The organism is Lentzea albidocapillata subsp. violacea (assembly GCF_900100275.1).
Classification (GTDB): Bacteria; Actinomycetota; Actinomycetes; order Mycobacteriales; family Pseudonocardiaceae; genus Lentzea; species Lentzea violacea.
Genome location: NZ_FNET01000018.1, coordinates 109,932 through 135,739 on the forward strand (window position 1 = coordinate 109,932; position 25,808 = coordinate 135,739).

Here is a 25,808-nt window from a genome sequence, read left to right on the forward strand (position 1 = left end):
CGCTGAGCTCCAAGATCGGCTAGGACCGTGAGTGGTTCTGGTCGTCGCGGCGGCCGGAACCACTCACGACCACCCGTTTCCCCGGCCTCGGTTCGGCCGGGGGCGCCGCCCCGAGGAACCCGTACATGTCGTTGAGCTGGTGCAGGGCCTGCACCGCGTCCCGCCACACCGGGCACGGCCACGCGCGGTGCCGCCCGTACCAGGCGCGGCACGACTTGCACCGATTCCGCTCGTTCGGCTCGTGCATCCGCAGCAGCCCCCGCCACCAGGGCAGGGCGTCGCGAAGCTGCTCGCGCAGTTCGAAGACCTCGTGAGGGGCGTCGGTCCGGGCGAGCTGGTCCATGGTCTTGTAGACGACGTCGATCACCGAGCGGTGGAACGACCCCTGTCGTTCAGCAAGCGCCATCTCCCAGATCCTCCGAAGTTGAGACAGGCACCGTCGGAGTCTATGTTGGCCAATGGAGGGCTTTCAACTGGTGAAAATCCACTCACCCAGATAGCCCTTTCCATGGGTGGAGACGTTCACTGCGCGCGACGGGGAGGCGGCAATGGCGGGGGAACGGTCCCTGGCTGACAAGCTCAACCACCTCTTCGCCCGGCATACCGCCAGGTCAGGCCAGGAGTACAGCAACGAGCAGGTCGCGGCGGCCATCGCCGGCACCGGCGTGACCATCTCCCAGAGCTACATCTGGCAGCTGCGCAAGGCCAAGAAGGACAACCCGACGTTCAAGCATCTGCAGGCACTGGCAGGCTTCTTCGGTGTGCCCGTGAGCTACTTCTTCGACGACGAGGTCACCGACCGGGTCGACGAGCAGCTCAAGTCGTTGCAGGACGAGCAGAGCAGGCTCAACGAGATCGCTTCGGGCAGCGACGCGCAGCTCATGGCGATGCGCGCGGGGGAACTGTCTCCGGACCGCCGCCGCCTGGTCATGGAGCTGCTCGACGTGGTCTACCGACAGGAACAGGCCGAGCGCGGCGAAGGATGACTCGTGGCCGAACGAGATTTGCGCAAGCGGTGCCGCCGCCTGCTGAACGAGCTGGACATCCAGCCGCCGCTCGACGTCGAGGAGCTCTGCCGCCGTGTCGGTGACCAGCGCGGCAAGCCGATCCGGCTGATCGCGCACCCGATCCCGGTGCCCGGCCCGTACGGGGTGTGGATCGCCACCTCCAAGGCCGACTACATCCTGTACCAGCAGGAGACGTCGAAGGCGCACCAGAACCACATCATCCTGCACGAGCTCGGCCACCTGCTGGCCGGTCACACGAGCGACGAGCAGGACGACGACCTGCTCGCGGGCCTCTACCCCGACCTCGAACCGGACGCCGTGCGGCGGGCGTTGCGGCGCACCTCCTACGACTCCGACCACGAGCGCGAGGCCGAGACGGTCGCGACGATCATCCTGGAGTGGGCGTCGGTGCTGGACAAGGTGGCGCCGCGGGCGTCGGAGGGCCCGGCGCGCCGCATGTCGGCGTCGCTCGCGGACCGCCTGGGGTGGTTGTAGGTGGAGTACCTCAAGGAAACGCAGGGCATCGTCGCGTTCTCGGCGCTGGCCGTGGTGCTCTACCTGCTGGCGCGCAGGCCTGCCGACCCGCGTCTGCGCAGCGTCACCGTCCTGGTGGCGGGCTGGGCGATCGGGTACCCGTTCGGACGCGCGGCGGCCGCCGGCCGGTGGTTCCTCGGTCTCGACCCGATGGTCTGCCAGCTGATCCAGCACTCGATGCTGCAGATCGGCGTGTACGGCCTGATCTGCTTCTTCATCTTCTCCGCGCTCGACGACGCCGGTGCGCGGCGGCAGGCGCTGCTCCAGCTCGCGCCGCTCGTGCTGTGCGTCAGCGCCATGACGTGGGCGGTGCTCGCGATCCCGGACGACCTGCGGGTGGCGGCGGCGCGCGTGCCGAACTCGCTGGGCGGCGGCCCGACCGGCGTCCTCGCGATCACGGTGTTCTACGCGCTGGCCAACGGTTATCTGCTCTACGGCTTCGCGACGATGTTCGTGTGGGCCCGCCGGTACGCCCGCGGCGCCGAGCCCCGGTTGCGCCACGGCCTGCTGATCACCTCGACCGGGCTCGCGCTGCTGGTGCCCGCCGACGCGATCTTCGTGTCCTCCAACGTCTCGCGCTACTTCGGCGAGCCGCTCCCCCGCTGGCTGCTGACCACCGCCGTGTGGTTCCTGCTGCCGGGCGTGCTCCTGTGCGTCGTCGGCGTGATCTACCCGATCGCCGCGATGCGGTTCGCGGCGACGAGGTTGTGGCTGCGGCACCTGCGCGCGTACCACCGGCTCGCTCCACTGTGGACGTTGCTGCACCAGTCGTTCCCGGAGGACGCCCTGCACCGAGTGCCTTCGAGGCGGTTCTCGCTCAGAGGCGTGCACCGGCGCTACTACCGGCGCGTGATCGAGTGCCGGGACGGGCTGGTGCGGATCAGCCCGTACGTCGCGGAGACCCCCGGCGAGCTGCCGTTGTCCGAACGGCTGCGGGCGGGACTCGAGACGCGCAGGGCGGGGGCCGTGACGATGCGGCGGCCGATCGCGCTCGCGATCCCCGAGGACGACGGCATCGACGCCGACGTGCGCGAACTCGAAAAGCTCGCGGTGGCTCTCCGCTGAGCTTATGGTCCCCATGTGGACCTGCCCGTGATGCCGCCGGTGAAGCCGATGCTCGCGAAGTCCGTCCCTTCGCTGCCACGCGGGGACGGGCTCGCCTACGAGCCCAAGTGGGACGGCTTCCGCTGCATCGTGTTCCGCGACGGCGACGAGGTGGAGCTGGGTTCGCGCAACGACAAGCCGCTGACCCGGTACTTCCCCGAGGTCGTCGAGCTGCTTCGGCAAGCCCTGCCGCCGCGGTGCGTGGTGGACGGCGAGATCATCCTGGTCACTCCCGACGGGCTGAGCTTCGACACGCTCCAGTTGCGGCTGCACCCGGCGGCGTCGCGAGTCCGCAAGCTCTCGGTCGAGACGCCGGCGAGCTTCGTCGCGTTCGACCTGCTGGCCTGCGGTGACTCGGACGTCACCGGGCTCTCGCTGGCCGAGCGCAGGAAGATGCTGGAGGAGGTCGTCACCGAGGTCCCCGGCGTCTACCTGACACCGTCCACAGCGGACCCCGACGTGGCGCAGGACTGGTTCACGCGGTTCGAGGGCGCGGGCTTCGACGGCGTGATGGTCAAAGCCCTGGACGGCGTCTACGAGCCGGACAAGCGCGTGATGTTCAAGGTCAAGCACGAACGCACGGCCGACTGCGTGGTCGCGGGCTACCGGTGGCACAAGGACGGCGAGACGGTCGGGTCGCTGGTGCTCGGGCTCTACCAGGACGGCGAACTGCACAACGTCGGCGTGGCCAGCAGCTTCACGGCGGCCCGGCGGCGCGAACTGGTCGAGGAACTGAAGCCGTTGCTGAACCCGGCCGACCATCCGTGGAGTGCGTGGGCGACGTACGAGGGTCCTGGCATGAACAGCCGGTGGAACCCGGAGAAGCAGCTTCAGGTCGTGCTGCTCGAACCGACACGCGTGGCCGAGGTGCGGTACGAGCACGTGCAGGGTGGACGGTTCCGGCACACAGCTCGTCTGGTGCGGTTCCGCGCGGACAAGACGCCTCTGGAGTGCACGTACGAGCAACTCGAGGAAGTACCGCCCGCCGAGCTGGACGCCCTGTTCGGTGAGGCCGAACAGCGCAGGCGCACAATCGAGCCGTGAAGGTGATCAAGCGGGACGGCACGCACGAGATCGAGATCCAGCGGTCGCGGTTCCTGTGCCACGTCGCCCGCGTCACCTCCGACGCCGAGGCGTCCGAGTTCTTCGCGCGGATCCGCAAGGAGCACTGGCAGGCCACGCACAACTGCACCGCGTTCCGGACTCGCGACACCCAGCGCTCGTCCGACGACGGCGAACCCGCTGGTACGGCCGGTGTGCCGATGCTGGAGGTGCTGACGCGCCGGGATCTCGTCGACACGGCCGTGGTCGTCACCCGCTACTACGGCGGCATCAAGCTCGGCGCCGGTGGCCTGGTCCGGGCGTACGGACGGGCCGTGTCGGAGGCCATCGACGCGCTCGGCACCCTCACCCGTGAACGGCACGAGAGCGTGCTTCTGGCCGTGGACCACGATCAGGCCGGAAAGCTGGAGAATGCGCTGCGCGCGGCCGGGTACCACGTCGCGGACACCGAATACGGTCGTGACGTCACCTTCACCGTGCTCACGAAGGACCCGGAGGCGTTCGAGGTCTGGCTCGCCGCACAGACCGGCGGTGCCGTGACCGCGATCAGGGGCGAGCCGGTGGACCTCGACAGCTAGCCGGCGGCGCGCTTCAGGCTGCTGGACAGCCTGAAGCGCGCCGCGTCACCCGTTACGTGCAGGACAGTTACGTGCAGGGAAGGGCGTCCGGATCAGCGCCCGCCTTGGGCACCCACCGGATGTTCGCGAACGAGGCCTGGAACGCGCCGTCGGTGTAGACGAGGAACGGCGTGTTGACGGTCTCCAGGTCCAGTCCCTTGTCGGAGAAGCAGGAGACCGGGATCTTGACGGTCGACTTCTGTCCGATCGGGAGGTTGCGGAACGCCTGCGTGGCATCGATTTCTGCCATGCACGGGTACTGGCAGTGCGAGCTGATGACCGTGCGGTTGGCCGGGGCCTGATGCACGATCACGTCGAACTGGATGGCCGCGTTGGCATTGCCGTAGCCGCGGAGGTCGCTGACCGCCGGGCTCTGCAGGTACACCTGGCCGGGACCGGTGCCGGTCCACGTCGTCTTGAGCGCGTCCTGCTGGACGTTGACGTCGGACTGCACGACGTTGAGCTCGGCGTGCGAGGCCTGGCCGTCGGGGCCGATCACGGTGCCGCCCCAGTTCTCCGCCGAACCGATCATCGACTGGTACGGCGCGATGTCCGTGCGGTTGAAGATCTCCAGGTCCTCGGTCGCGGTGCCACCGCCACCACCGGAGCACAGGGCGCCGGGGCTGGTCTCGTCGAGCTTGCCGACGCGGCCGGTCTCCCAGTCGCGCAGGCCGTAGCCGAGCTTGAACAGCGGCTTCTTGGCGGGCTCACCGGGCAGCGCCGGGCAGGCCTCGCCGGGCCACGAGTAGGACAGCTTGCCGCTGAACCCGTTGTGTCGGCCCCTGATCAGCAGGTCGGCGATGCCACCGCCCTCGGAGCCCGGCAGCCAGGCGGCCACGAACGCGTCGGAGCGGTTGATCTCCTTGTTCATGTACAGCACGCGGCCACCGACGTAGACGGTGATGACCGGCTTGCCCTTGCCGGAGACCTTGTCCAGCACGGCGAGGTCCTGCGGGTGCAGGCGAGCGGCCTCGAACGAGCGCTTGCCGAGGTCGCCCACGCCCTCCGCGTACGGGGTCTCCCCGATCACGGCGATGACGGCGTCGAACTGCGCCGGGTCGACGCCGTCCGCGGTCTCGGCGAACGTGACGTTCGCGGCGCCCAGGGTGTCCTGGATGCCCTTGAGGATGCTGGTGGCGTTGGGGAAGTCGGCGTTGGTGTTGCCGGTGCCCTGCCAGGACAGCGTCCAGCCACCGGTCTGGTTGCCGATGTTGTCGGCGCTCTTGCCGACCACGAGAACCTTGCTGCGCTTGGACAACGGCAGCACGCGCCTGTCGTTCTTCAGCAGCACGGCGGACTCGCGCACGGCCTCGCGGGCGAGTTCCTTGTGCTGCAACGCCTCCGCCTCACCCGCGTGCTCACGCAGCGAGGGCTTCTCGGCCTCGAAGACACCGGCGCGCAGCTTGACGCGCAGGATGCGGGTCACCGCGTCGTCGATGCGGGCCATCGGGATCTCACCGGCCTCGACCTGGGCGATCGTGTTGGTGATGAGCGCCTTCCAGTCGTGCGGGACCATGAGGATGTCCAGGCCGGCGTTGATCGCCGCCGCACAGCTGGAGTTCGTGCAGCCCGGCACCTGGCCGTGGCCGTTCCAGTCGCCGACGAGCAGGCCGTCGAAGCCCATCTTCCCCTTGAGGATGCCGGTCTGCACGTACTTGGAGCCGTGCACCTTGCCCTCGGTGATGACGTCGTTCGTCCAGCTGTTGAACGAGATCATCACCGTCTGGGCACCCGCGGCGAGAGCACCGTAGTAGCCCTGGCCGTGAATGTTGATCATGTCCTTCTCGGACGAGGCGTTGACGCCCTGGTCCTTGCCGCCGGTCGTGCCGCCGTCACCGATGAAGTGCTTGGCGGTGGCGATGACGCCGTCCTCGCCGATGCGCTTCTTCGCGTTGTCCTGCAGGCCCTTGACGGCCTCGTAGCCGTAGGCGCGCGTGATCCGCGGGTCCTCGGAGAAGCCCTCGTACGTGCGGCCCCACCGGTCGTCCTGCACGACCGCGAGCGTGGGCGCGAACGCCCAGTCCTGGCCGGTCGCACGAATCTGCTCGGCCGTGGCCTCGTTGATGTCGCGGACAAGACACGGGTCGTGCGCCGCACCGAGACCGATGTTGTGCGGGAAGACCGTCGCGCCGTAGACGTTGTTGTTGCCGTGCACCGCGTCGATGCCCCAGATGACGGGGATCTTGGTGCGCGACTGCTTCGAGGCCTCGAAGTAGGTGTCGGCGAGCGCGAGCCACTCCTGCGGCGTCGCGTTCTTCTTGGCGCCGGGCCAGCTACCGCCACCGTTGAGGACCGAGCCGAACCCGTAGGTGGTGACGTCCGCAGCCGTGATCGCGGCGATCTCGGGCTGCGTCATCTGGCCGACCTTCTCGGCCAGCGTCATGTCCTTGAGGATCGCCTTGATGCGCGCCTCGTCCTTGCGGTGGCCCTTGAGCTGGCTCTCGACCTTCGGCCAGTCCTTGAGCTCGGGCAGGGACCTCTCGATGCGGGCACAGCCGTGCTCAGTCCTGGGCTGGCCGATGACCGGCTGCTTCGGCGGCCAGTGCTGCGCGTCCTGCGCGACCGCCGCCGATGTCGTGCCGGCGGCGAGCGTCAGCCCCAGCACTGCGGCGAGAGTGCTTCTCCAATGCATGCCGCGATCCTCAACGGCGTGTTACGTCCACGTCAATGGGAACGCTCTCACGACTTTGTTCCGGAAACTTTCAGGACGAAGTTCCCATCCGGGACCGATGGGTTCGCGCAGTCGTGCGGCAGTGGGCCGGTCGGGTGACGACCGTGCGCGACACTGTGGATTCTTGGGGTTGTCTGTTCGAACAGGACAGCGAAAGGCCCTCGGCTCCGACCGGAACCGAGGGCCTTCGAGCAGGTACGTCAGCCGGCGAGCGCGCGCACCCGGCGCAGCACCTCGTCGGCACCCAGCGTCCGGGCGACGGCGTGCAGGTCCGGGCTCGCCTTCGACCCCGTCAGCGCCACGCGGATCAGCTGCGCTGCCTCACGGATCGAGCCGGGGTACGCGTCCGGGTTCTTCTTGAGCTCCTTGGGGTTCGGCGCGAAACCGTGCTTCGCGGCGAGCTCGCGGATCTGGCCGAACCACTCCTGGCCGTCCTCCAGGTCCGCGTAGCCGTCCGCGAAGTCCGCGGCGAACGCGGAGATCAGCTCGGGCGACAGGCCGCCGAGGCGCTCGTCGGTGCGGTCGGACACGAGCGGGAACAGCGACGGGAAGAAGAAGCCGTAGGCGGTGCGGAAGTCCGCCCACTTGCGGAGGTCCTTGCGCGGGTTCGCGACCTCCGGGCCGCGCTCGACGCGCAAAGCCGCCAGAGCCGCGTCACGCTCCGAGGCCAGCACCGTGACCAGCTCGGGGTCGTAGGTCTCGGCCCACTCCGACACGAGGGAGATGATCTCCTCACCGGAGAGCGTGGCCACGTAGTCGGCGCAGATGTCGTCGAGCTTCACCAGGTCGACCAGGGGGCCCGCGACGCCGCACTCGGCGAGCGAGATGGGCGCCTCCAGGGCCTCGGCCAGCGGCAGCTCGGCCAGGCGGGCGTTGACCAGACCGCGCAGGTAGTACTGGACGGCCGGGGCCGGGAAGCCCGCCTCGATGAAGAACTCGACGGACGCCTCGGGATCCTTGCGCTTCGAGAGCTTGCGCCGGGAGCCGCCCTGCTGCTTCATCAGCGGCGCGATGTGGGCGTACTCGACGCGGTCGAAGCCCAGGGCGTCGAACAGCTGCAGGTGCGTCGGGACGGACGAGATCCACTCCTCGCCGCGGATCACCAGGTTCACCCGCATCAGGTGGTCGTCGACGGCGTGCGCGAAGTGATACGTGGGCAGGCGCGGCGACTGGTCGGACGCCTTGAGGATCACCACGTCGTTGCGGTTGGCGTCGTGCTCGAGCTCGCCGCGGATGGCGTCCACGAACTTCGTCCGCTCCCCCGCCTTGCCCGGCGAACGGAAGCGCACGACGTACGGGCGGCCGGCCTCCAACGCCTCGGCGACCTCGGCAGCGGTCTTGTCGCGCCAGATCGCCCAGCGGCCGTAGTAACCGGTCGGCAGCTTCGTGGCCTGCTGACGAGCGGTGATGTCCGCGAGCTCTTCCTTCGTCGCGAAGCACAGGTACGCGTGACCGGAGCGCACCAGCTCACGCACGTACGTCAGGTAGACCTGCTCGCGCTGCGACTGGTGGTACGGCCCGTACGAGCCCACGGCGTCGGCCTCGTCGGGCTCGATGCCGAAGTACTTGAACGCCTTGTTGAACTGCTCGACGGCGCCGGGGACCTCACGCGCCTGGTCGGTGTCCTCGACGCGCACGATGTACGAACCACCGGAGTGGGACGCCAGGTCGCGGTCGATCATGCCGACGTACAGGCCGCCGATGTGCAGGAACCCGGTCGGCGACGGCCCCAGGCGGGTGACCTTCGCGCCTTCGCCCAGCCCGCGGGGCGGGTACTGCTCCTCCCAGTGGGACGGCTCGGGCAGGTCCGGGGGGAACAGGGCGTCGACGACGGCACGGTCGAGCATCGCTAGGGGTCTCCAAACCAGGGAAAGAAGTACGCCCAGGTTATCAACGTGCGCGAGCCGAAATGCCGGGCCCCGGATCATCCGCCTAAGCTGACCGGCCATGGCCAAGTACCTCGACGTCCACCCGGTCAACCCGCAGAAGCGCGCCATCGACCAGGCGGTGCGGATCCTGCAGGAGGACGGCCTGATCGCGTACCCGACCGACTCCTGCTACGCGCTCGGCTGCCGGCTGGGCAACAAGGACGGCATCGACCGCATCCGGGAGATCCGCAAGCTCGACGACAAGCACCACTTCACGCTGATGTGCGAGAACTTCGCCCAGCTCGGCCAGTTCGTCGTCGTCGACAACGCGGTGTTCCGCGCGGTCAAGGCCTCCACGCCGGGCAGCTACACGTTCATCCTGCCCGCGACGAAGGAGGTGCCGCGCCGCATGATGCACGCGAAGAAGAAGACGGTGGGCGCGCGCATCCCGGACCACGTCGTGACGCAGGCGCTGCTCGAAGCGATGGGCGAGCCGCTGCTCACCAGCACCCTGCTGCTGCCCGACGAGGCCGAGCCGCTCGTGCAGGGCTGGGAGATCAAGGAACGCCTCGACCACGCGGTGGACGCGGTGCTCGACTCCGGGGAGTGCGGCACCACGCCCACCACGGTGGTGGACTTCTCGAGCGGCGAGGCCGAGATCATCCGCTACGGCGCGGGCGACCCGGCCAGGTTCGAATAGCTGCTACGACACGACCAGGGCGTAGTCGGCGTCCGTGGCGGTCGTCTCCCGGTGACCGTCCACGTTGACCGAGGTCGCGATCACCTCGACCGTCCAGTTGCCCGCGGCGGGCGTCTGGACGAGGACGTTCTCCACGGTGTCGACGGTGTTCGCGACGCCGCCCGCCGTGGACCAGTTGCCGGCCAGCAGGCCGTTGTTGCCCCAGTAGACGGTGCCGTTGGGGGCGGTGACCTTCAGCGTCAGGTCGTTGACGGTCGCCTTGGCCGCGGTCGGCGAACCGGCCGGGTCGGTGTAGGCCAGCGTCGCGCGCAGCGGCGTCTGGCCGTTGGACGCCACGGTGTACTTGCGCGACTGACCGGTCGTCAGCAGATCGGTCTCGTTCACCAGGACCGGCAGCTTCCAGCCGCCCGCCTTGGCGCGGTCGTAGAGGTTGCGGACCGACGCCGTGCCCCAGCCCTGGTGCGTGCGGGTCTGGTCGTGCGTGGTGCCGGAGAACGTGTGCTGGTTGGCGGTGTTGATGAGCAGCGCCTTCGCGGTGGCGGCGTGCGGGCGGGACGCGAACACGTCGCGCTTCTTGCCGGGGGCGCCGTCGAACACGCCGTCGGACCACATCTGGAACAGCAGACCGGCGTTGCCGCAGGTGATCGGCGTGGCGCCGGACGTGCCGCCGAACGACGCCGTGTACGCGGTGTCGCTGGTGGACGTCGTGGTGTCGATGCGGTCGTAGAAGTTCGACAGCTCCGGCTTGATGCGGCCGTCGGCGGCGGGGCCGATCGACGCTCCGCCGTTCCACCTGTCGTCGGTGCGCGAGGCGGTGTTGTAGTGGTAGTGGCCGCCGACCGACAGCACGTTCTTCGACCACGCCTGCGGGCGCGAGCTTCTGGTGCCCGCGTTGCTCTGCGACTGGCAGATCAGGATGTCGTGGTCGAACACGATCCGGTCCAGCGCCTGCGAGATGGAGTTGTACGACGTGGTGAGCGAGCTGCCCCAGCTGTTGCTCTGGAACACGGCCCGGTACTGGCCCGCCGGGTCGACGAGCCGCCTGGTGTGCGCGTACCGGTCACCGGAGTTGTAGACGGCGAAGATGCCCTGCGCCTCGGGCAGCAGGCCGCGCCGCGCGGGCGAGACACCGGACGCGAAGATCTGCCCGTACGTCGCGGTGCCGTGCGAGGTGCTCGACGAGTTGGCGGTGTGCATCACCGGCGGCCGGGCGCGGAACTCCTGGTGCGTGGTGCGCAGGCCGCCGTCCATCACCTCGCCGCGCACGCCCTGGCCGCGGTAGCCGCCCGCGGCCTCGATGTGGTTGGCACCGGACGACTCGCGCGAGATCGCCATGTCGGTCTCCGGCGCGGACACCGGGTCGATCGCGATCACGGCGGGCAGCTTCGCGAGCTGCGCGGCTTGCCCGGCGTCCAAGGTGGCCATGATGTGCTCACGGCTCTCGGAGATGACGTTCACCTTGCCGCCCAAGGACTTCACCCTGGCGGCGACGGTCCTCTGGTCGGCCGCGTTCTGCTCGACCAGCGTGATCAGGTAGTCGGACGAGCCGCCCAGCGCCATGATCTGCGGCTGGGCCTGGAACGGCTGCACCTCCCGCACGTAGCTCAGCCGCGCGACGCGCGCGGTGTTCGTCATGCGGGCGACGTAGGTGCCGTCCTGGACGAACGCGCCGAGCCGCACGCCGAGCCCCTTGAGCTGGTGGCGCTGGCCGTCGGACAGGGTGGTGCGGAACTGCAGCAGGTAGGCGCCCTCAGCCGGGGCAGCGACCGCAGGAACGCCGCTGATCAGCGAGAACACCGTGGCAACGCTCAATATTGTGCGCAGCACGAAAACAACCTCCATCGGCAGGGTTGGCGGCGACCGGAGGGAGTCACCGCCCGTGACCAGCACGTTACCGGTGATGGCCAGGCCGGGACATCAGTCGTTCGGCGGTGATCATCTTGCGGGACGGTGTAGCACAATCCCTTCCTCTGCCGATGTTCGCGTCACCCGGATGATGCATCCGGAGTAACGTCCGATCAGGTAAGCCCGACATGCCCGGCAAAGCATTTCCGCGCGGAGGACGGATGTCTGTCGCACCTGAGCAGCTGATGGAAGAACTGCGCACCTTGTGCCGAGGGCGCGGTGTGCAGACTCCCGGTATCGACTTGCACGTCGGACCGGCGCTGCGCCAGGTCTGCGGCGTCGTCGAGACGGATGGCGCGGAAGCGGTGCGGACGAAACTGCGCGACTGGGTCGCGCACGCGGCGCGCGCTTTCCCGGTGGAGGTCCGCAACGCCGTTCTGGCGCCGCTCGGACTGCACGACGACGCGCAGTTCCGGTTCCTCAACGAACGCATCGAGTGGCTCGCGAGGCAACAGGACCGCGGTGCGCGAACGGTGCGCAGGAGGATGGACGCCGGACTGCAGCGCCTGGTGGAGGTGGCGCTGCAGCCGGCCCCTTCGACGACGCACGTGGCGCCGTCGGAACTGTGGCACGTCAAGGAGTTCGACGCGCTGCTGAAGCTGGACGGTCCGACGCCCGCGTGCACGGAACGCCGGACCGTGGTGGCCGACACCGACGGTGTCAACGAGATCGCGTGGTCGATCACGATCCCCTCCCCCACGCCCGAAGGTGCTCCAGGAGACCTGGACGTGGAGGTGTTGCACGGGGTCGAGCTCATCGGCCACGAACGTCCGTCCCCGCGGCGCTTCCTGATGAAGCTGCGGTTGCCCCGACCCCTCAACGCAGGACAAACGCACCAGTTCGCGCTCGAAGTGCGCGTGCCGCGCGGACAGCCGATGCGTCCGACCTACGTGTTCTGGCCGGAGCGGATGTGCGAGTCGTTCCGGTTGCGGGTGCGGTTCGACCGGGACGACCTGCCGGAGTCGGTGTGGCGCGTCGAGGAAGCCCTGGCGCGCGACACCGATGACCTGACGCCTTGGCCGCAGTCGTTGCCGCTGGACGAGATCGGTGAGATCGACGTGCAGTTCCCACACCCTCGTCAGGGCCGCGGCTACGGCGTGCAGTGGACGCCACGCTGATAGCCGGAGCCGTTCAGATCATCTCGATGCAGAAGTGCGGTTCCACGGCTGACACCTCCCTTTGATGGTCAGGGAGAACCGCAGTCCGAAACGAAGTCAGATCACCGTCGCGATGAAGACGCTGCCGGCCATGAATCCCACGAAAAGGCAGATCGTGGCAACCTTCACAACGGTGGCGAGTGAGCAGATCATTCTCATCGAAGAATTCACCTTCTCATTCTGACTGGCTTTCGGGCTGATGTTCTCGCCGATGCACCAAGAATGGCTTTTCGCCAGTCGAATGAGAACGGGTTTCCTGTTTCACACTGAATGAGGAAACTCTCGGGGCGTTATTTCTGGGTCGTGCGGCGCAGCGCCATCACGAGCAGGGCGTGCGAACTGCCTGCGTGCGGGAGCATGCCCTGGCGGACGAGGTCGAGTGCGTGGCAGAACGGCATGGTCCGCACGCGCAGGTCCGCCTCACCGGGTTCGAGCGCCGGCTCGCCCTGGGTGAGCTCGGTGGCCAGGAAGATGTGGTCGACGTGGTTGCTCAGGCTGTCGGCGCCGTGGATCTGGCCGAGCCGCTCCCAGCTCGCCGCCCGCAGCCCGGTCTCCTCCGCGAGCTCACGACGGGCCGCGGCCAGCGGATCGGAGTCCGTCTCGTCGACGGCGCCGCCGGGCAGCCGCCACTCCGTGCCGCCGTGGGTATAGATCCACTGGCGGGTGAGCACGACCTCGTCGTCGTCCTGGATCGCGAGGACCGTCACCGATCCAGGCGCCACGACGTGGGTGTAGGTGCCATGGCCACCGTCGGGTCTGACGACGCTGTCGGCGCGCACCTCGAACCACGGCGACCGGTGGACCACGTTGGTCGCCAAGCGCTGCCAGACCATCACCACACCAGCCGCCTCGTCGGACCGCGTCATCACCATGACTCACATGGAACCATCGCCGACCGCTTGAGATAGCCCCAGTTGATCGTCAATCACAGGCCAATTAATGGACATTCCGCATTCGGGTGTTTGACGACGTACACACTTCCGGGGGGAGGGGGTGAAGCCGTTGTCGCCCACGTTCGCCCAGGAGGTTCGCCGCCTGCGCAACGAGCGCGGGCTCTCGCTCAGCCAGATGACCGGCCTCGTACCGTACAGCAAGGGACACCTCAGCAAGATCGAGAACGGCCAGGTCCAGCCGAACCCCGAAATGGCCAGGCTCTTCGACAACGTCCTGCAGGCCGACGGTCACCTGATCGAACTGGCCGACGCCCCGGCGCGCCCGATCCCGAGCGACCACACGACGTTGCTCACCTTCGACTCGATGTTCGACCACCACCGCGCCCTCGGGCACCGGCTGAGCCCGGAGGTGGTGCTGTCGAGCCTGCGTCCCCAGGTCGACGCCCTGAGTTCCATGGCCCGCTCCGCCGACGACCCCAGCCTGGGACGCGGCCTGTGGCTGCTGGCCGCCCGGTACGCCGAGTACGCGGGCTGGATGGAGCAGGAACGCGGCGACGACGCCTCGGCGGCCGAGCTCACCCGGCGCGCCGTCCAGTACGCCGCGAAGGGCGGCGACCCGGACCTGGAGGCCTACGCGTACGTCCGAGCCTCGGAGTTCGCGCTCTACCGCGGCGACGCCCACGCCACCGTCGCCTTCGCCCGCAAGGCAGGCAAGTCCCGCTCGACCGCCGTGCAGGCCGTGGCCGCCCAGCGCGAGGCCCAGGGGTACGCCCTGGCCGGAGCCGCCGACCGCTGCCAGGCCGCACTCGACCGCGCCGACGAACTCCAGCGCGCCGTGAGCGATTCCCGTTACGGCACAACAAGTCTGATCGACCAGGTCGCCATCGCACGGGCCTGGTCGTTCCACGACCTCGGCCGGCACGCGGAGGCGGCGGCCATTCTCGACGACCAGATGCCGCTGATCGCCCCCACGGCCCTGCGCGCCCGGACCCGTTTCGGCCTGCGCAGGGCACTGGCCCACGCCGCGGCGGGCGACGTCGACCACGCCTGCGCACTGGTCGAGGGGCTGCTCGACGACATCCGCCAGGTGCAGTCCGCGACCGTCCACATTGACCTGACGGCGTTCAGCAAGCTGTTGTCGCGCTTACGTCCTGCGGCGGGCCGTGAGGTGGCGGGGGAGATCGGCGAGATCCTCTTCGCCTGAGCCGCACTCAGGCGTCCGCGCGGTCGCGGCTGTACGTGGCCTCGGCGAAGTGGCGCAGCGCGTGGTGCAGCCGGGTGCCGCCCTCGTCGCCGAACCGCCCGATCCGCCGCGTCCGGCCGATCCGAGGCGTGACCACGAGAACGTTGTGCCGGGTCAGTCGCAGTTCCTGGACTTCCGCCCAGTCGAACCGGCGGCCGCGGAACGACAGGCCGTCCGGGGAGACGGTCACCCACGGGCCGAACACGAAGCGCCGCACGAAGTTCGCGGCGAGCAGCACGATGACGCTCCAGCCCACCAGCGACAGGATCCGGTGGTCGCCGAAGCCCTCGAACGCCCACGGTGTGCCGCGGACAGCGGCGATCGTCGCGAACATCAACAGCACCAGCTGGACTTTCCAGTTCAGCCACGACCTGCGACTGTCGACCACGGTGATGTCGCGGGTCGGTTCGTCGAGCTTGATCGCCTCGAGATCCTCGCCTAGGTCCCGCGCGAGCGGCCGTGCGACGCGGAACACGAGGTACAGCCACGCCGCTGCGAACGGCAGCGCCAGCCACGCCCAGCCTTCCAGCGGCTGGCCGGCGGCACGGACGTGGTGCGAACGGCGTCCGGTGCCCTCGCGCTCGAGCGCGACCTTCTGGCCGATGTCCGCGGGGCCGAGGAAGTTGACGATCTCCTCGCCCGCCGGCTCGGTCGCTCCGTCGTAGTGGAGGTCGGCGGCGCATTGGTGCCAGAAGCCGAAACCATGGGTGCTGACCGGGCCGTGGCGGTGGCAGATCCGTGCCACCGCGTAGGTCTGGCCCGGCGCGATCGCCGGGTCGGGGCCGTGGACGCCGTTGAACTGACTGATGATCGTGGCGCCGATCAGCCAGCCCAGCACCGGCAGGAACAGAACGGCGAAGGCCAGTTTCCCTGCCTTCGCCCGCAACTGTGGATTCACCCGCACCTGCCTCGCCGTCGGCTCGTGCCGCTCGGGCGTCTTCTGGTACCTGTCCGGCATAGCCACATCACGCGACCAGAGGCTAGCGGAACGGGTTGAGCCGTACGGCCTAAACCGCGGTCCGCTGCCCTTCCCGCTCCAACGCCTCGGCCATCTCCACCCAGGCCTCAGCGCAACCACGAGCCATGTCCGCCACCAGTTCCCGGCAGTGCGACGGCACCCCGGACACGACGGTGGCCCACTCGCCGGAGGACACCGCGTGCGTCTCCAGCCAGCGCAGCACCAGCCGCCCGTGCTCGTTGAACCGCAACGAGGGATCGCGCCGCAGGATCGGCAGGGTGGCGTCGGGATCGCGCACCTCGTTGCGCCCGGCGGGAAGCGCCGCGTCCGCGCGTTCGGCGGCCCGCATCCGTTCCGGCACGGGATCCAGGCCGGCACTCAGCCGGCGGCGGACGTCCCGGACGGTGCCCGGTGACACCCCGGCGGCGCGGGCGATGTCGCGTAGTGAGGCGTCGGGGCGCTCCTGGGCCATCCGGCCGGCGAGCCGGCGGCCGGCGGCGGAGTTGACCGGCCGTAGCTTTCCGTCCCTGCCTATCCGTACCGGGGCCTGACCGCCCACTGCGCGCCGCAGCACGCCGACGGACTTGGCGGCGAGGCCCGTGGACGCGGCGATCGCCCGGTCCGACCACTGCGGGTGCGAGCGCAGCAACCTCCTGGCCGCCGCCTCGCGGTCGGCGGTCGACAGCGTCGCGAGGTTCAGCGACACCGCCAGTCCGAAGAGGTCCTCGGCGGGTCCGTCGACGTACTCGACCTCGACGGAACGGCAGCCGCGCAGCACGGCGGCCTTCAGGCGGTGCGTGCCGTCGACGACCTTCATCGTCGAGCGGTGCACCACGATCGGTGGCAGGTGAGCGCCGGAAGACGCCAGTGAACGAACGAAGTCATCGCTGAGGCCACGAAGCCGTGGCGAGTCCGCGGGCCGCAGCGCGGTGATGTCGACGAGCATGCTGAATCAAGCCCCCCAGGCTGAATCTCCCCAGAACCCCCAGGTGTCCGGAGACGACACCGAGCAGGTTAGCTACTTGTTCAACGGGAGCGCCACTCAATCGCGGGACAGACGTCCATCACCATGTGCAGCCCGGCCTCCCGCGTGCGCGCGTACGCCGCGTCGTCGACCACGCCGAGCTGGAACCAGACCGCCTTCGCCCCGATCGCGACGGCCTCGTCCGCGAACTGGCCGGCGTCCTCCGAGCGGCGGAACACGTCCACGACGTCGACCGGGAACGGGACGTCCGCCAGCGTCGGGTAGCCCTGCTCGCCGTGCACGGTCTCGGCGGACGGGTGCACCGGCACGATCTTCTTCCCGCGTTGCTGCAGGAAGCGGGCCACGCCGTGGGCCGCGCGGGACGGGTTGTCCGAGAGGCCGACGATGGCCCAGACCTGGCAGTTCTCGAGGATCCAGTCGACGTCTTCGCGCATGCGTCCACCCTAATCGTGTGACCCCGGTCACAATTGCCGGAAGCCGGTCGAAACGCCAGGGTCCCCGATCGACGCCTGGGTACAAACGCACCTGACACCAGCCAGAGGAGATCACAATGCGGTTCATGGTCATCGTCAAGGCGAACGAGGACACCGAGAACTTCGTCATGCCCACCAGCGAGGAACTGGCCGCGATGGGTGACTACAACGAGGAGCTCGTCAAGGCCGGGGTGATGCTCGCGGGCGACGGTCTCTACCCGAGTGCCAAGGGCGCGCGGGTCGCGTTCGACGGCAAGGGCGGCACGACGGTCACCGACGGTCCGTTCGCCGAGACCAAGGAGCTGATCGCCGGCTTCTGGATCTGGGAGCTGCCGTCGCTGCAGGACGCCGTGGAGTGGTTGAAGAAGGCGCCGTTCCAGACCGGTGAGGTCGAGATCCGGCAGGTCCACGGCCCCGAGGCGTTCGAGAACATCGTCACGCCGGAGATCCAGGCGCAGGAGGACCGCCTGCGCGAGCAGATCGCCGCGCAGGGCCAGTGAGCACGGGCGGGGCCGGGCGGCGACCGCCCGGCCCCGCGACCGCGTTCCGGATCAGCGGCCGCGCCGGGGTTTCGCGCGCTTCGCGGGCTGCTTCTTCTGCTGCGGCGCCGGACCCCGCCGCTGCTTCGGCGCCTGTTTGGGAGCCTGCTTCGGGGCGGGTTCGGCCGCGGGGCCGCGGGTGCTGTTGGCCGTGCGGCCGCGCACGATGCCGATCATGTGCTCGATCAGCTCGGGGTTCTCGTCGCGGATCGGGAACGACAGCGCGACGCGGGACTGCGGCGCGTCGGACAGCGCCACGTGCTTCAGGTCTTTGCGGTGATGCAGGCGGGCGAGCGACTGCGGCACGACCAGCACGCCGACGCCCGCCGCCACGACCGCGATGGCGTCCGCGGTGGTCCCGGGACGTTCGACGGGCGGCTGACCGGGCACCTCGTCCCAGCCCAGGGTGTCGTCGAGCGGTTGCCACAGAACGTGTTCCGCCAGGTCCTCGAGGGACAGTTCGTCCGCCGCGGCGAACTCGTGGTCCTTCGGGAACACGACGACGGTGGTCTCGGTGTAGAGCGGGATCGCGTGCAGGTCCTCGCGGTCGCCCGGCAGCCTGAGCAGCGCGGCGTCGGCCTCGCCGGCACGCACTCTGGCAGCTGCTTCGGCGGCGGGCACCTGCACGAGGGTCAGCTCGGTCTCCGGCAGGCGTTCCTGCCAGACCCGTGCCCACTTGCCCGGCGTCACGCCTGGGACGTACGCGAGCGTGAACGATCCGGTCACGCGCTGAGGCTACCGGACGCAACGGTTACTCTTTGCGCATGAAGTCGCAGCAGACCATGAAGCCCGCCACCGCCGCCAAGAAGCTCGGCGTGTACCTCGAGGCGACGCCCGAGGAGTTCCAGGCGGGCGTGGTGTCGCGCGACGAGCTGAACGAGCTGCAGGCCAACCCGCCGCAGTGGCTCGCAGACCTGCGCAGCAACGGCCCGCACCCCAAGCAGCTCATCGCGCAGAAACTCGGCATCTCGGCCAGCGGCCTGGTGCGCGCCGGCATCACCGAGGCGCTGACCACCGAGCAGATCAACGCGCTCAAGGAGGAGAACCCCGACTGGCTGGTGCGCGAGCGCGCCACCTACAAGGAGTTCAAGGCCGAAGAGGCGCGTCTGGCGGAGAAGGCGCGCCTCGAAGAAGCAGAAGCGGAGTAGCCGCTCAGCCCGGCCGCGCGCAACGCCGCGTGAGGGGGCCGACGAACGGTTAGGTTGGTGGGCATGGGCAAGTCCCCGGCTGTGGAGCTCGAGGTGGAGGACCGCGTCGTGCGGATCTCCAACCCCGACCGCGTCTACTTTCCCGCGCGCGGCGAGACGAAGCTGGACCTCGCGCACTACTACCTGTCCGTCGGCGACGGAATCGTCCGCGCGCTGCGGGAACGGCCGTGCATGCTGCACCGCTTCCCCGAGGGCGTCACGGGCGAGAAGGTGCACCAGAAAAGGCTTCCGAACGGCGCGCCGCCGTGGATCCGGACGGTCCGGGTGCACTTCCCGCGCTACCACCGCCACGCGGACGAACTGTGCGTCACGCACGTCGCGGACGTGATCTGGGCGGTGCAGATGTCCACTGTGGAGTTCCATCCGTGGAACTCGCGCGCGGCCGACACCGAGAAGCCCGACGAGTGGCGCATCGATCTCGACCCCGGCCCCACGTGCTCGTTCGACCGCGTGCGACGGGTGGCGCTGGTCGTGCAGGAGGTGCTGGCCGAACTGGGCGCGACGGGGTTCCCGAAGACCTCGGGCTCGAAGGGCCTGCACATCTACGTGCGGATCAAGCCGGACCACGGGTTCCAGGACGTGCGCAAGGCCGCGCTGGCGTTCGCGCACGAGGTCGAACGACGCGCGCCGGACGACGTCGAGACCACGTGGTGGCGCAAGGACCGGGACCCGTCGCTGGTCTTCGTGGACTACAACCAGAACACGCGCGACCGCACGATCGCCAGCGCCTACTCGGTGCGCGGCTATCCGGAGGCGACGGTGTCCACGCCGATCCGGTGGGACGAGGTCCCGGACGTCGACCCGCACGACTTCACCATCGCCACCGTGCCGAAGCGCTACGCCGAACTGGGCGACCTGCACGCCGGGATCGACGACTCGGCCTGGTCGATCGAACCGCTGCTGGAGTGGGCCGCCCGAGACGAACTCGAGGTTCCCGATGAGCAGTAGCCCGCTGAAGTTCTCGTCGCTCGACCAGCCGTTGTTCGGCGGCCTGCTCAAGGGTGACCTGGTGGAGTACCTGGACTTCGTGGCCGACCGGTTCGTGCCGGTGCTCGCGGGGCGGCAGCTGTCGGTGTGGCGGATCCTGCGCGGCCAGGACCCGTTCATGCAGAAGAACGTCCCCAAGTACACGCCGGACTACGTCAGGACCGTCGAGGTCTGGGCGGAGGCGTCGCACCGCGCGATCAGGTACGCGATCTGCGACGACAAGCAGACGCTGATGTGGTTCGCGAACCAGCGCGCGGTCGAGTACCACGTGCCGCTGTACCTCGGTGAGCACTTCGGCGAGGACCACCACCAGACCCACATGGTGCTCGACATCGACCCGCCGGAGGGCGCCGGGTTCGACGTCGTGGTCGGGTCGGCGCTGCTGATCCGCGAGGCGCTCGCCCAGGCCGGTCTCGAAGGCGCGGTCAAGACCAGCGGCGCCAAGGGCGTGCACATCTTCGTGCCGCTGGAGGAACACTCCCCCGACGACGTGGCCGCGGCGACGCGCGCGGTGGCCGTGCGGGCGGAGAAGCTCGACCCCTCGCTGGCGACCACCGCCTACATCCGGGCCGAACGCGCCGGGAAGGTGTTCCTGGACTCGACGCGCGCCTGGGGTGCCACGGTCGTCGCCGCCTACAGCCCCCGGTTGCGCGACGGCCTGCCGATCTCGTTCCCCGTGCCGTGGGAGTCGCTGGCGGACGTCACGCCGGCCGACTTCACGATCAGGACCCGGTTCGACGGCGACCCGTGGACCGAGCTGATGCCGAAGCCGCAACGCCTGCCCGCCGACCTGGTCGCCGAGGGACACACGATCCCGGTCGCCCGCGTGGTCGCGATGCACGAGGGCAAGCGGCGGAAGGCTCAGCGGGAGCGCGAGAAGTAGGCGACCACGGCTGCCGCGAGTGGCAGCGCCACGTGGGCGACGCTGGTGAACGTCGGCTCGTCCGCGGCCACGTAGTCGTTGGCGCGCACCAGGAGTCCGGCCGCGACGACCACCACCGCCGCGAACCTGGCGGTGCCGGTGGTCAGGACGACGATCAGCGGGACGACGATCAGCCCGGCCAGGCTCGCGTAGGTGACTTGGAGCGGGACTTCGGCGGTCAGCATGACGACCGCGTCCAGCAACAGCAGCGCGGGCGCGATCGTGCTGAGCCACCGCCCGTCCCGCCAGGTCCGGTACGCCGCGAGGCAGGTGAGTGCGGCCGCGGTGGCGATCAGGGTCAGGTCCTCGCCGTCGTCGCCGACCGGCGTCAGGTCGTGCGCCGCAGAGGCGACGACGTAGACGCCCAGCGCTCCCAGACCGCCGCCCGCGACCGCCAGCCACCACGGGGTCGTCATGCAGGCGACGGCCAGGACGGTCGCCGCCAGCGCGTACGGCACCCAGGTGAAGGAGTCGTAGCCGCTGAGCAGGCCTGTCGTGCCGGCCAGCAGGCCCAGTGCGGCGCCCGGCGCCCAGGGATGGTCTCGGCAGGTGAGCACGAACAGCGCCGCGGCCAGCGCCCACGGCCAGACCGCGGCGAACACGAAGGTGTAGTGGCTGGAGTCGGTGAGGCGGTTGAGGATGCCGCCGGGGATCGCCATCAGGCTCATGACCAGGAGTGCGAGGGCGAGGCCTGAGGCGAGGCGGGGCAGCACGGCGACCAGCTCCGGTGATCGTCGAGGAGCGGCCGGTTCCGGCGGCGTCACGGGCTTCGCGGCCAGCGGTCTCGGTTCCGGAGGCTTCGGCTGAGCGGCCTCGGGTTCCGAGGGCTTGGGCTGGGTCTTCGGTTCCGGGGCTTTCTGTTCCGGGAGCTTTTGTCGCGGGAACCTCTGTTCCGGCTGCTTCGCGTCCGACGGCGTCGGCTTGATCAGCGAGGTCGGCGCCGGCGCCGCCTTCTCCCCCAGCGCCTCGCGGGCCGCCGACGCCACCATGCGGCTGTCGTCCTCCGTCAGCCTCCGCAACGCCATCCGCGCCGCCAGCACCCGCCCCTCGTGCGCGACGGACAGCATCCGGCGCAGCTCGGGGACCGCGCCTGCCCGCACACCCGGCAGCGAGTGGTCGATCGCCTCCTGCAGTTCCGCCGGCAGCGCGGCGGGCACCGAGACAGGGCGGGCGCGGCGCGCTATGCGCAGGTCGCCGCGCACGTCGAGCATCCACTTGCCGGGCGTCTGGTGCGGGGTCACGCGGCGGACCCGGTCGTAGACGTACTCGTAGAGCTCGTCCAGGCCCACGTGGCCGTCCTGGTCGCGGTCGGCGTCGCCCGATTCCAGGCCCTGCACCAGGGCCGAGGTGAAGACCGACGGTTCGCCCTCGGACGAGTCGGCCACGGCCGCGCCCTCGAAGGCGTACTCCATGGCCGACGACGCGGTGATGACGGCCCGGCCGCTGCCGCCGAACTGTTCCTCCAGGCCTACGGAGCCGCCCGCGCGGGCGACCATGCCCCGGCCGAACGCGCCGGAGTAGCAGCAGTCCAGCAGCAGCACGATGCGGCGGGAACGGGAGCGGTTCATGCGGCGGGCCACGAAGTCGGCGGACACGGCGGTGCCGGCCAGGCGGGAGAGCTTGGTGCCGGACGTGGCGAAGTGGAGTTCGCCGGCCTCGTCCTTCACGCCGTGGCCGGAGAAGTGCAGGACCAGAAGGTCGTCCGGTTCGCGGTCGGCGAAGAAGTCCTCGACGGCCTCGTTCACCTCGGCGGCCGGGGAGTTGATCAGCGTCCGCACGTGGAAGGCGCCGATGCGCGGGTCCGCGAGCACCTCGCCCAGGCGGGCGGCGTCGTGGGCCGGGGCGCGCAGAGACGACAACCCGGGGTCGGCGAACTCGTGGCTCGCGATGATCAGCGCGTAGCGGTGGAGGTGGCGGCCGAGCCACGCGGAACGCTCCGCCAGCTCGGCTTCCGACGGGTCGCCGGTCAGCTCCAGGAAGTCGCCGCCCGCCTCGACGGTCACCGAACGCTCGCGGCGCTGGCCGAGCCACGACGACACCGCGTTGATCAGCGCGGCCAGCACGGTCGACTGGGAGACGGTGGTCAGCAGGGTGCCGAGCTCGTTCAGGTCGACGGATTTGGCGCCCTCGGGGGCCTCGCCGGGAACACCGGAGACGGCGACCAGCTCGCCGAGCTCCGTCCGCAGGAACGCGGTGAGCTGCTCGATGCGCTCGTCGTCGGCACCGTCCTCGTGCACGCGCAGTGTGACGTCGGTCATAGCGGCCTCCTACTGGAGGAGGTCGCTCACCGGGCACGAAGCATTACGACGGGTCGGAACCCCGCAACGCCGCCCACCACAGGCCCAGCACCGCGGCGATCACGGTGGCCGTGATCCAGCCGGTGAACCCGCTGCCGTCCAGGTACGCCCAGAACAGGCCGACGACCGGCGCGGGCACCATGAACACCGCGTCGACCCGCAGTTGCGCGGTCAGGCCACGCGGCGCGCGCGTGTCCGGGTCGGGTCGCACGGGGTTGTCGAGCCGGCGGCCGCGCGGGTGCTTGGTCACCGGGCGGCCGGACGGGTAGACGGTCACGCCGTCGACGACGGCGACCCTGCCGCCGCGCAGTTCGACGTCCGACGGCGACGGCAGCGTCACGAGCACCGGGTCGTAGTAGACGGGCAGCCAGCGCTCGACCGGCCCCTCGATCTCCAGCCACGACCGCACCATCAGACCGGACTGCAACCGGATCCGCCGCACGGACACCGTGGTCCCAGGCGCACGCGCCGGACGCACCGCCAGCAGCACTCGCACGGCACCGGCGAGGACCACCAGCAGCGCCACCGCGACGGAGAACGTCACGCCGCCCAGCGCCCGGTCGGTCTCCAGGAACAGGTCCGAACCGGGAATCACGGCACGTGACGGGTCGGCGGGGTCGAACGCCACCTGCGTCTGCCTCCCGACGACGTGCGCACCGTTCTCGTAGGCGACGCGAGCGGTGCCGGACGGCCAGCGCACCTCGACCGCACCGTCCGAAAAGGACACGACCTCGCCCGTGTCACGCGACGTCAGCGACGCCAGCACCGCACGATCGTCCGAATAGGACAGCCAGGAGAACAACGCCACCACGAAGCACACGACCAGCACGACCGCCGTGGTGAACAACCCGTAGCGCAGCGCACGAACCCGGGAACGCAACAAAGCAAGCTCCAGACAGAAAGAAACGGCCCGGCGGGAGGACCCGCCGGGCCGTCACACAGCTAACTGCACATCACTCGGTGAAGCCCATGTTGATGTAGTCGTACGGACGGTTCGCGTAGGCGACGGCACCGAAGTTGGCGACGTTGCTCTTCACCGCGACCGCTCCGGGAGACTGGTAGAGCGGCAGCTGGTGGCCGAGCTCCCAGATCTTCTTGTCGGCCTCGTTGGCCAGCTCGAGACGCTTGGCGTCGTCGAGCTCACCGTTCGCCTGCTCGAGCAGCTTGTTGACCTCTTCGGAGCCGATGCGACCGTAGTTCTGGTTGGTGCTGGCCGGGTCGAGCGTGTAGATGCCCTTGCTGTCCGAGATCGGCGTGGCCGAGGACAGCCAGCGGAAGCCGGTCATGTCGAAGTTGCCGACGTTGACGTACTGCTTGAAGAAGTCGGTCGACGTCACGGCCTGGATGTCGACCTTGGCGCCGACCTCCTTGAGCTGCGACTGCACGAGCTTCGCGATCTGGTCGGAGATCGGGTTCGGCGTCGGGATGACGTAGCGAACCACCAGCTCCTTGCCGTCCTTCTTGCGGAACTCGCCCTCGAGCTTCCAGCCCAGCTCGTCGAGCTGCTTCTTCGCCGCTTCCTTGTCGAACGACGCGACGGCCGAGTTGTCCTTGTAGCCAGCGGAACCCAGCAGGAAGAAGTGGTTACCGGTGACCTGCGCCTCGCCCTTCAGCATCTGACCCAGCAGAGCCGTGCTGATGACCTTGGTGTCGATACCGCGCGTCAGCGCGACGCGGAGCTTCGGGTCCTTGAGGATCGACGAGTCCGCACCGTTGAACGTGATGTGCGAGTAGTCCGGCGTGATCGCCTGGCGGATCGTCACACCCTGCATCGACTTGGCACGCGTGAAGTTGTCGATGCTGGAACCGATGTCGAAGTAGTCGATCTGGCCGTTGGCGAGCGCGTCCGCGAGCGCGGGGCGGTCGACCTGACGGAAGGTGATCTTCTCCAGCTTCGGCTTCGTACCCCACCACGCGGCGTCCCGGACGACCGTGACGGTCTTGCCCGTGCGGTCGATCGTGCCGATCTTGAACGGACCGCCGGTGACCTTCGGGGCTTCGGCCCAGCCCTTGTTGAACTCCTCGGCCGTGGCGTGCGCCGACTTCGGGTAGAGCGGCGAGAACAGCGCGCCCTTCCACTCGGCGAACTTCTTCTTGAACGTCACCTTGACGTCCTGGTCGGTCGCGCCCTTCTCGACCTTCTCGATGTCCTCGTAGCCGGTCGTGCCGGCGACCTCGAAGGTCTTGTCGGTGCCGTTGAGGGCCTTCCACATGCCCTCGAAGTCCTGCCAGGACAGCGCGGTGCCATCCGACCACTTGGCCTTCGCGTTGAGCTTGTACTCGACGACCTGCGGGTCGGTCGAGGCGAGCTTCGCGTCCTCCAGGTAGTCCTTGTTGACCTCGATCGTCGAGTCGGCCTTCTGCTTGAACAGGTTCGGCATCATCGTGTCGATCATGCGACGGCCGTCGGCGACGGTGCCGTCGAGCTGGTAGTAGTTCCAGTTGTCCGGCAACTGGTCGACCGGCCAGCGGAACTCGCCGCCGTCCTTGACCTTGGACGGGTCCTGCGGGTTGATGTCCGCCTGGCCGATCGTGTTGTCCGCGCCCTTGAGCCCGGAGTTGGCGTTGTTGCTGGGCCCCCCACACGCGGTAAGCGTGAGGGCGACGACGGCCAGCGCGGTCACACCCACCTTGGTACGTCGACTCACTGTCGTGAACCTCCCTCGTGCCCGGACACC

General features: G+C 69.3%; 24 protein-coding genes. 12 read left to right on the plus strand and 12 right to left on the minus strand.

Features of this window, described 5'->3' with window-relative positions:
• Positions 1 to 19: 19 nt before the first annotated feature.
• Positions 20 to 406 carry a hypothetical protein gene (locus tag BLR21_RS31380; protein ID WP_090011692.1) on the minus strand — a complete coding sequence of 129 codons (387 nt, stop codon included), beginning with the start codon at positions 404 to 406 and terminating at the stop codon, positions 20 to 22.
• Between the two features lie 142 nt (positions 407 to 548).
• On the opposite strand from BLR21_RS31380, the gene BLR21_RS31385 reads away from it, so the two are divergent.
• The 5 genes from BLR21_RS31385 to BLR21_RS31405 are packed head-to-tail and all read left to right on the plus strand — an operon-like array spanning position 549 to position 4,285.
• A complete protein-coding gene (locus BLR21_RS31385; RefSeq protein ID WP_090011774.1) occupies positions 549 to 986 on the plus strand; it encodes a helix-turn-helix domain-containing protein in 438 nt (145 codons plus the stop codon).
• Between the two features lie 3 nt (positions 987 to 989).
• Positions 990 to 1,502: an ImmA/IrrE family metallo-endopeptidase gene (locus tag BLR21_RS31390; RefSeq protein ID WP_090011694.1), complete on the plus strand. Its 513-nt coding sequence runs from the start codon at positions 990 to 992 to the stop codon at positions 1,500 to 1,502.
• Complete coding sequence (locus BLR21_RS31395) at positions 1,503 to 2,606, plus strand: MAB_1171c family putative transporter (protein ID WP_090011696.1); 1,104 nt, start codon at positions 1,503 to 1,505, stop codon at positions 2,604 to 2,606.
• A 15-nt stretch (positions 2,607 to 2,621) separates the two neighbouring features.
• Positions 2,622 to 3,689 carry an ATP-dependent DNA ligase gene (locus BLR21_RS31400; RefSeq protein ID WP_090011698.1) on the plus strand — a complete coding sequence of 356 codons (1,068 nt, stop codon included), beginning with the start codon at positions 2,622 to 2,624 and terminating at the stop codon, positions 3,687 to 3,689.
• Entirely contained in the window at positions 3,686 to 4,285 is a 600-nt protein-coding gene (locus BLR21_RS31405; protein WP_090011700.1) for a YigZ family protein, read from the plus strand. Before BLR21_RS31400 ends, BLR21_RS31405 begins: the two co-directional genes overlap by 4 nt.
• 67 nt (positions 4,286 to 4,352) lie before the next feature.
• Here the strand turns inward: BLR21_RS31405 and BLR21_RS31410 are convergent, their stop codons facing one another.
• Together BLR21_RS31410 and BLR21_RS31415 are read right to left on the minus strand one after the other, a co-directional pair.
• Positions 4,353 to 6,956, minus strand: coding sequence for a glycoside hydrolase family 3 protein (locus BLR21_RS31410; RefSeq protein WP_090011703.1), 2,604 nt, complete (start codon positions 6,954 to 6,956; stop codon positions 4,353 to 4,355).
• Positions 6,957 to 7,195: 239 nt separating this feature from the next.
• Positions 7,196 to 8,842: a glutamate--tRNA ligase gene (locus BLR21_RS31415; protein ID WP_090011705.1), complete on the minus strand. Its 1,647-nt coding sequence runs from the start codon at positions 8,840 to 8,842 to the stop codon at positions 7,196 to 7,198.
• A gap of 100 nt (positions 8,843 to 8,942) precedes the next feature.
• Between BLR21_RS31415 and BLR21_RS31420 the strand changes: the two genes are divergently transcribed.
• Entirely contained in the window at positions 8,943 to 9,563 is a 621-nt protein-coding gene (locus tag BLR21_RS31420; protein ID WP_090011707.1) for an L-threonylcarbamoyladenylate synthase, read from the plus strand.
• Positions 9,564 to 9,566: 3 nt separating this feature from the next.
• On the opposite strand, the gene BLR21_RS31425 is transcribed toward BLR21_RS31420, so the two are convergent.
• Entirely contained in the window at positions 9,567 to 11,390 is a 1,824-nt protein-coding gene (locus BLR21_RS31425; protein ID WP_256335054.1) for a S8 family serine peptidase, read from the minus strand.
• Between the two features lie 239 nt (positions 11,391 to 11,629).
• On the opposite strand from BLR21_RS31425, the gene BLR21_RS31430 reads away from it, so the two are divergent.
• Complete coding sequence (locus BLR21_RS31430) at positions 11,630 to 12,586, plus strand: hypothetical protein (protein WP_143027944.1); 957 nt, start codon at positions 11,630 to 11,632, stop codon at positions 12,584 to 12,586.
• A 329-nt stretch (positions 12,587 to 12,915) separates the two neighbouring features.
• Here BLR21_RS31430 and BLR21_RS31435 read toward each other — a convergent pair whose 3' ends face one another.
• Entirely contained in the window at positions 12,916 to 13,497 is a 582-nt protein-coding gene (locus BLR21_RS31435) for an NUDIX domain-containing protein (protein ID WP_245816568.1), read from the minus strand.
• 121 nt (positions 13,498 to 13,618) lie between these two features.
• Here BLR21_RS31435 and BLR21_RS31440 point away from each other — a divergent pair, with 121 nt between their 5' ends.
• The gene (locus BLR21_RS31440) at positions 13,619 to 14,722 is read left to right on the plus strand and encodes a helix-turn-helix domain-containing protein (RefSeq protein ID WP_090011711.1); all 1,104 of its coding nucleotides are present in this window, start codon (positions 13,619 to 13,621) and stop codon (positions 14,720 to 14,722) included.
• A gap of 7 nt (positions 14,723 to 14,729) precedes the next feature.
• Here the strand turns inward: BLR21_RS31440 and BLR21_RS31445 are convergent, their stop codons facing one another.
• The 3 genes from BLR21_RS31445 to BLR21_RS31455 form a co-directional block, all read right to left on the minus strand.
• Complete coding sequence (locus tag BLR21_RS31445) at positions 14,730 to 15,719, minus strand: DUF6346 domain-containing protein (RefSeq protein WP_090011712.1); 990 nt, start codon at positions 15,717 to 15,719, stop codon at positions 14,730 to 14,732.
• A gap of 49 nt (positions 15,720 to 15,768) precedes the next feature.
• On the minus strand, positions 15,769 to 16,665 hold the full coding sequence (locus BLR21_RS31450; protein WP_090011714.1) for a ParB/RepB/Spo0J family partition protein: 897 nt from the start codon (positions 16,663 to 16,665) through the stop codon (positions 15,769 to 15,771).
• A gap of 80 nt (positions 16,666 to 16,745) precedes the next feature.
• A complete protein-coding gene (locus BLR21_RS31455) occupies positions 16,746 to 17,138 on the minus strand; it encodes a CoA-binding protein (protein ID WP_090011717.1) in 393 nt (130 codons plus the stop codon).
• A gap of 116 nt (positions 17,139 to 17,254) precedes the next feature.
• Here BLR21_RS31455 and BLR21_RS31460 point away from each other — a divergent pair, with 116 nt between their 5' ends.
• Entirely contained in the window at positions 17,255 to 17,677 is a 423-nt protein-coding gene (locus BLR21_RS31460; protein ID WP_090011718.1) for a YciI family protein, read from the plus strand.
• A gap of 51 nt (positions 17,678 to 17,728) precedes the next feature.
• Here the strand turns inward: BLR21_RS31460 and BLR21_RS31465 are convergent, their stop codons facing one another.
• Complete coding sequence (locus tag BLR21_RS31465) at positions 17,729 to 18,442, minus strand: substrate-binding domain-containing protein (RefSeq protein ID WP_090011720.1); 714 nt, start codon at positions 18,440 to 18,442, stop codon at positions 17,729 to 17,731.
• A 56-nt stretch (positions 18,443 to 18,498) separates the two neighbouring features.
• On the opposite strand from BLR21_RS31465, the gene BLR21_RS31470 reads away from it, so the two are divergent.
• From BLR21_RS31470 to BLR21_RS31480, 3 genes are all read left to right on the plus strand, one after another.
• Positions 18,499 to 18,864, plus strand: a complete 366-nt coding sequence (locus BLR21_RS31470) for a DUF5997 family protein (RefSeq protein WP_218131018.1) — start codon at positions 18,499 to 18,501, stop codon at positions 18,862 to 18,864.
• A 63-nt stretch (positions 18,865 to 18,927) separates the two neighbouring features.
• A complete protein-coding gene (gene ligD / locus BLR21_RS31475; protein WP_090011723.1) occupies positions 18,928 to 19,872 on the plus strand; it encodes a non-homologous end-joining DNA ligase in 945 nt (314 codons plus the stop codon).
• Positions 19,862 to 20,794, plus strand: a complete 933-nt coding sequence (locus BLR21_RS31480) for a DNA polymerase domain-containing protein (RefSeq protein WP_090011725.1) — start codon at positions 19,862 to 19,864, stop codon at positions 20,792 to 20,794. The genes ligD and BLR21_RS31480 overlap by 11 nt, the downstream gene beginning before the upstream one ends.
• Here BLR21_RS31480 and BLR21_RS44460 read toward each other — a convergent pair.
• From BLR21_RS44460 to BLR21_RS31495, 3 genes are all read right to left on the minus strand, one after another.
• Positions 20,773 to 23,091: an effector-associated constant component EACC1 gene (locus BLR21_RS44460; protein WP_090011727.1), complete on the minus strand. Its 2,319-nt coding sequence runs from the start codon at positions 23,089 to 23,091 to the stop codon at positions 20,773 to 20,775. The genes BLR21_RS31480 and BLR21_RS44460 overlap by 22 nt on opposite strands.
• Positions 23,092 to 23,134: 43 nt before the next feature.
• Positions 23,135 to 24,010, minus strand: a complete 876-nt coding sequence (locus BLR21_RS31490) for a hypothetical protein (RefSeq protein ID WP_143027945.1) — start codon at positions 24,008 to 24,010, stop codon at positions 23,135 to 23,137.
• A gap of 73 nt (positions 24,011 to 24,083) precedes the next feature.
• Complete coding sequence (locus BLR21_RS31495; protein WP_256335055.1) at positions 24,084 to 25,778, minus strand: ABC transporter family substrate-binding protein; 1,695 nt, start codon at positions 25,776 to 25,778, stop codon at positions 24,084 to 24,086.
• Positions 25,779 to 25,808: the final 30 nt, after the last annotated feature.

Bases quoted from the DNA above. Each gene is read 5' to 3' on its own strand.
- ligD (WP_090011723.1), top strand. From the start codon at position 18,928: ATGGGCAAGTCCCCGGCTGTGGAGCTCGAGGTGGAGGACCGCGTCGTG.
- BLR21_RS31450 (WP_090011714.1), bottom strand. From the start codon at position 16,665: ATGCTCGTCGACATCACCGCGCTGCGGCCCGCGGACTCGCCACGGCTT.
- BLR21_RS31415 (WP_090011705.1), bottom strand. From the start codon at position 8,842: ATGCTCGACCGTGCCGTCGTCGACGCCCTGTTCCCCCCGGACCTGCCC.
- BLR21_RS31460 (WP_090011718.1), top strand. From the start codon at position 17,255: ATGCGGTTCATGGTCATCGTCAAGGCGAACGAGGACACCGAGAACTTC.
- BLR21_RS31420 (WP_090011707.1), top strand. From the start codon at position 8,943: ATGGCCAAGTACCTCGACGTCCACCCGGTCAACCCGCAGAAGCGCGCC.
- BLR21_RS31435 (WP_245816568.1), bottom strand. From the start codon at position 13,497: ATGGTGATGACGCGGTCCGACGAGGCGGCTGGTGTGGTGATGGTCTGG.
- BLR21_RS44460 (WP_090011727.1), bottom strand. From the start codon at position 23,091: ATGACCGACGTCACACTGCGCGTGCACGAGGACGGTGCCGACGACGAG.
- BLR21_RS31455 (WP_090011717.1), bottom strand. From the start codon at position 17,138: ATGCGCGAAGACGTCGACTGGATCCTCGAGAACTGCCAGGTCTGGGCC.
- BLR21_RS31445 (WP_090011712.1), bottom strand. From the start codon at position 15,719: ATGCCGGACAGGTACCAGAAGACGCCCGAGCGGCACGAGCCGACGGCG.
- BLR21_RS31380 (WP_090011692.1), bottom strand. From the start codon at position 406: ATGGCGCTTGCTGAACGACAGGGGTCGTTCCACCGCTCGGTGATCGAC.
- BLR21_RS31430 (WP_143027944.1), top strand. From the start codon at position 11,630: ATGTCTGTCGCACCTGAGCAGCTGATGGAAGAACTGCGCACCTTGTGC.
- BLR21_RS31480 (WP_090011725.1), top strand. From the start codon at position 19,862: ATGAGCAGTAGCCCGCTGAAGTTCTCGTCGCTCGACCAGCCGTTGTTC.
- BLR21_RS31410 (WP_090011703.1), bottom strand. From the start codon at position 6,956: ATGCATTGGAGAAGCACTCTCGCCGCAGTGCTGGGGCTGACGCTCGCC.
- BLR21_RS31385 (WP_090011774.1), top strand. From the start codon at position 549: ATGGCGGGGGAACGGTCCCTGGCTGACAAGCTCAACCACCTCTTCGCC.
- BLR21_RS31470 (WP_218131018.1), top strand. From the start codon at position 18,499: ATGAAGCCCGCCACCGCCGCCAAGAAGCTCGGCGTGTACCTCGAGGCG.